This is a genomic window from Thiomonas sp. TH-17 (assembly GCF_057473305.1).
This window is the reverse complement of record NZ_JBYCKI010000230.1, coordinates 1-4,616: the sequence shown is the minus strand read 5'-3', so window position 1 is coordinate 4,616 and position 4,616 is coordinate 1. Positions and strand designations below refer to the sequence as shown.

The following is a 4,616-nucleotide window of genomic DNA, read 5'->3' as shown; positions in this document are numbered from 1 at the left end:
ACGTAATCGGTCTTTTTCGACACCGAGCCGGCCACCTTGCCGCCGGCCGCTTCGATGCGGGCCTTGGCGTCTTCGCGGCTCAGCGTGGGCAGGGTGCCGGTGAGTACCAGCGTCTTGCCTGCGAGCGGTTTGGGAGCGTCGCGGTCGGGCGCTGCCTCACTCCAATGCACGCCGCAGGCGCGCAGTTGTTCCACCACTTCTCGGTTGTGCGGCTGGTCGAAGAAGGTGCGGATGCTTTGCGCCACCACGGGGCCGACATCGGGCACTTCGAGCAGCTGTTCCAAGGGCGCGTCAAGAATGGCGTCGAGCCCGCCAAAGTGTCGCGCCAGATCTTTGGCCGTGGCCTCGCCGACGTGGCGGATGCCCAGAGCGTAGAGAAAACGCGCGAGGGTGGTGGTTTTGCTCGCCTCCAGCGCCTGCAGCAGATTGGCCGCGCTTTTCTCGGCCATGCGGTCGAGCGCGGCGAGCTTGAGCAGACCGAGGCGGTACAGATCGGGCAGCACTCGCACGATGCCCTCCTCCACCAGTTGATCGACCAGTTTTTCGCCCAGCCCCTCGATGTCGATCGCCCTGCGGCTGGCGTAATGCAGGATGGCCTGCTTGCGCTGCGCGGCGCAGAACAGGCCGCCGGTGCAGCGCCAGTCGGCCTCGCCTTCCTCGCGCACGATGGCCGAGCCGCAGACGGGGCACTGGCCGCCGAGGCGCTGGTAGAGATCGAACGGTTCTCCCACATCGGCCGGGCGGGCGCTCATCACCACGCTGACGACTTCAGGAATCACGTCGCCCGCTCGGCGCACGATGACGGTGTCGCCCACGCGCACGTCTTTGCGGCGCACTTCGTCCTCGTTGTGCAGGGTGGCGTTGGTCACGGTCACGCCGCCGACGAAAACCGGCTCGAGTTTGGCGACGGGGGTAAGTTTGCCGGTGCGGCCGACCTGAATGTCGATGCCGATGACCTTGGTGCTGCGTTCCTGCGCGGGGTATTTGTGCGCCACGGCCCACACCGGCTCGCGGTTGCGAAAGCCCAGTTCGCGCTGCAGGGCGAGGCTGTCGACCTTGTAGACCACGCCGTCGATGTCGAAGGGCAGCGCGTCGCGGGCGGCGGCGATGCGGGCGTGGAAGTCGATGAGGGTTTTCGCGCCGGGGCCATGCACGCGCTGCGGCGCAACGGGCAGGCCGAGGGTCTCGAGCGCATCGAGCATGGCGTGATGCGTGTCGGGCTGCTGCGCCCAGCCAGCAATCTCGCCCCAACCGTAGGCGTAGAAGGCCAGCGGGCGTTGTGCGGCGATGGCCGGGTCGAGCTGGCGAATGCTGCCGGCCGCGCCGTTGCGCGGGTTGACCAGGGTGGGCAGGCCCTTGTCGCGCTGGCGGGCGTTGTAGCGCTCGAAGTCGGCGCGCTTCATCAGGGCTTCGCCGCGCACTTCGAGAACCGCCGGTGCGTTGCCGCGCAATTGCAGCGGCACGCTGCGTATGGTGCGCACATTCTGCGTGACATCTTCGCCGGTTTCGCCATCGCCACGGGTGGCCGCCTGCACCAGCAGGCCGCGCTCGTAGCGCAGGCTGATGGCGAGGCCGTCGAACTTCAGTTCGGCGCAGTAGTTGACGGGCGGATCGTCAGCGCTCAGGCCGAGGCGGTTGCGCACGCGCTGGTCGAAAGCCGCCGCGCCTTCGGGCGTGGTGTCGGTTTCGGTCTGGATGGACAGCATGGGCACGGCGTGCCGCACCGGTGCGAACTCGGGCAGGGGCGCGCCGCCCACGCGCTGGGTCGGCGAGTCGGGGGTGCGTAGCTCGGGGTGGTCGGCCTCGATTTGCTGCAGATCGCGAAACAGCGCGTCGTAGTCGGCGTCGGGCACCAGCGGGGCGTCGAGCACGTAGTAGGCGTGATCGAGGCGGGCGATTTCGGCGCGCAATTGCGCCGCGCGCTCGGCGGGCTGCGCGAAAAGATCGGGCTGGGTCATCAGGAAAGCAAGCGCGCCGTCAAAGCCTGCGCGTCAGGAAAACAGGCGCTGTGCGGCGGCGGAGCCTGCGGGCAGGCCGCGCTGCTCCAGCACTTCGTACAGCAGATCGAGCTGTTTTTCGATGTGATCGAGCGCGGCGTCGGGCAAGGGGGCGTTGTTGTCGTCCACCACGGCGGCGTCGAGTGCGGTCGCCAGTTCGCGGGCGGCCTGGCGCATGCGGCCAAACGGCTTTTGCGCGGCCGGGGCCTGCGGCACTTCAAGCAGCAAGGTGGCATGGCTGACGGCGGCGGCGCTGTCGGAAAGATCGGCGCGGGCGTCGAATTGCAGATGCACCAGCGGTGTGGGCGCCTGCTCCACGTCTTGGTAAAGCAGCACCATGCGCCCGGCCTCGGTGCCGGGGACGAAACCGGCGGCCTGGGCGCGCTGGCGCAGGAAGTCGATGCCCCAGGGCACGCTGCGGGCGCGCAGGGTGATGGAGAGCTGCGCATCGTTGTCGTTGGCGAAGGTGTCGAGCGACCGGGCCTGTTCGAGGGCCTCGGCCATATCGGGCAGATCGGGTGCCACGCTCAGCGCCTCGCCGAGTTCGTGGCACTTGGCGATGAACTCGGAGAACTCGATGGCGTTGATCGGCCCGGCCCGGTTGCTGAGTTGCACCGCCGCTTGCAGTTCGGCGTAGGGATGCTGCGGCTGAAGCGGCTCCCATTGCCCGGTTTCGGCGTTGCGGCCTTCGAACAGCATGCGCTTGGCCCCGGCGCGCGCGGTCTTGGGCAGGCGCGGCAACAGCACCTCGCCCGAACGCACGGGTTCGAGCAGGTAGCTGGCGATGGCGTCGATCAGCGGGTCGATCTGCAAGGGCATCAGCCGCGGCCTGGGGCCGACTTCGGGGCTGAGCGCGACGGGTTCGAACGCGTGGCCGTGGGTGTCTGACGTCAGGGTGTCGAGCCCGGCCGGTTCGATCGCGGTCTGCACATCGTCTTCGACGGCGGCGCGCTGGCGCTTGAATTTGCCGGACTGCCAGGTGTTGTAGGCAATGACGGCGGCAATGATGATGGCGCCGATGACGATCAAGGCGATTTGCAACTGTCCCATCCAGGAATCCTCGGGGTTTGAGTGTGTGCGCGGCTCAGTGTGTGGATCAAGCAGCCTGGGCAAAGCGTAGCGCCGCGTCCATTTCCACGGCAACGGTGCGTGAGACGCCCTGCTCCTGCATGGTCACGCCGATGAGCTGATCGGCCATTTCCATGGCGATCTTGTTGTGCGAGATGAACAGGAACTGCGTGCTGGCCGACATGTCTTTGACCAGCCGGGCGTAGCGCTCGGTATTGGCGTCGTCCAGCGGCGCGTCCACTTCGTCGAGCAGGCAGAACGGCGCGGGGTTGAGCTGAAAGATGGCGAACACCAGGGCAATGGCCACCAGCGCTTTTTCGCCACCGGAGAGCAGGTGAATCGAGCTGTTCTTCTTGCCCGGCGGCTGCGCCATGACCTGCACCCCGGCGTCGAGAATTTCCTCGCCGGTGATGATGAGCCGCGCATTGCCGCCACCGAACAGCAAAGGGAACATGCGGCCGAAGTGGTCGTTGATCTGCTCGAAAGTCGTGGCCAGCATGTCGCGGGTTTCGGCGTCGATCTTGCGGATGGCGTCTTCGAGGGTGGTGATGGCGGTCTGCAGGTCTTCGAACTGGGTGTCGAGAAACTGTTTGCGTTCGCGCGCCTGACCCAGTTCGTCGAGCGCGGCGAGATTCACCGCCCCCAGCGCGGCGATGTCGCGCTGCAGCCGTTCATGCTCGCGCGCCAGCGCCGGGGCCTGGGCGCCTTCGGGCAGACTGGCGCGTACCGCTTCGATATCGGCCTGCGCCTCGGCGAGCTGCTGGGCGAACTGCTCGGCCTGCAGCCGGAACTCCTGCTCCTTGAGCTGCAATTCGGTGATGCGCTGGCGCAGCGGATCGAGGTCGCGGTCGAGCGTCAGCCGAGCCTCCTCCTGCTTTCGCAGTTGCTGGGCGATGTCGTCGGCTTCGCTACGGCGGGCGCCCAGCACGGCTTGCGCGCTTTCCTGCTCGGTCAGCGCGGATTGCAGGCCGGTCTGCGCGCTTTCCTCGTTGAGCCGCGCGAGTTCGGCCTGCGCCGCTTCGCGCGCGCTGGCCTGACGGGCGATCTGTTCCAGCGCCATCTGCGCCTCGCGTTGCAGATCGGCACGCTTTTGTTGCAGGCTGCGCACCGCATAGCCACTCTCACTCGCTTGCGATTCGAGCTGGCGCTGCTGCGCCCGCGCATCGGCGAGCGCCTGCTGCGCGGCCATCACCTCGGTTTCGAGATCGGCCTGCAACTGCTGCTGGTCGGCCAGGCGGGCGTCAAGCTCCTCGAAGCGCGCTTCGCTCTCGGCCTGCTGCGCCTGCAATTCATAGAGCTGGGCGTCGATGTCGCCAAGGTCGGTGGTGATCTGCTGATTGCGCGCGGCGCTTTGCTCCGCCTGCTGGGTAAGTTTGAGCAGTTCCACCTGCACGGCGTGCAGTTGCTGGGTGTCTTGTTGCTGGCGGCGTTGCAGCACGGCGAGCTGCTCCTGTGCCTGCCCCAGATCGTGTTCGGCCTGATGAAGCTGGGCGCGGCTTTGCTCGCCGATGAGCTGCTCGGCCTTGATCTGGCGCTCCAGATTGTCGATTT

At 67.2% G+C, this 4,616-nt stretch carries 3 protein-coding genes; all 3 read right to left on the bottom strand.

The genetic code is table 11. From position 1 onward, the window contains the following. A partial coding sequence (gene ligA, locus AC2VLV_RS13615; protein ID WP_486990490.1) for an NAD-dependent DNA ligase LigA occupies positions 1-1,958 on the bottom strand: 1,958 nt, incomplete at its 3' end. A 33-nt stretch (positions 1,959-1,991) separates the two neighbouring features. Beyond that, positions 1,992-3,047 carry a cell division protein ZipA C-terminal FtsZ-binding domain-containing protein gene (locus AC2VLV_RS13610; RefSeq protein ID WP_486990489.1) on the bottom strand — a complete coding sequence of 352 codons (1,056 nt, stop codon included), beginning with the start codon at positions 3,045-3,047 and terminating at the stop codon, positions 1,992-1,994. 46 nt (positions 3,048-3,093) lie between these two features. After that, a partial coding sequence (locus AC2VLV_RS13605; RefSeq protein WP_486990488.1) for a coiled-coil domain-containing protein occupies positions 3,094-4,616 on the bottom strand: 1,523 nt, incomplete at its 5' end.

Bases quoted from the DNA above. Each gene is read 5' to 3' on its own strand.
- AC2VLV_RS13610 (WP_486990489.1), bottom strand. From the start codon at position 3,047: ATGGGACAGTTGCAAATCGCCTTGATCGTCATCGGCGCCATCATCATT.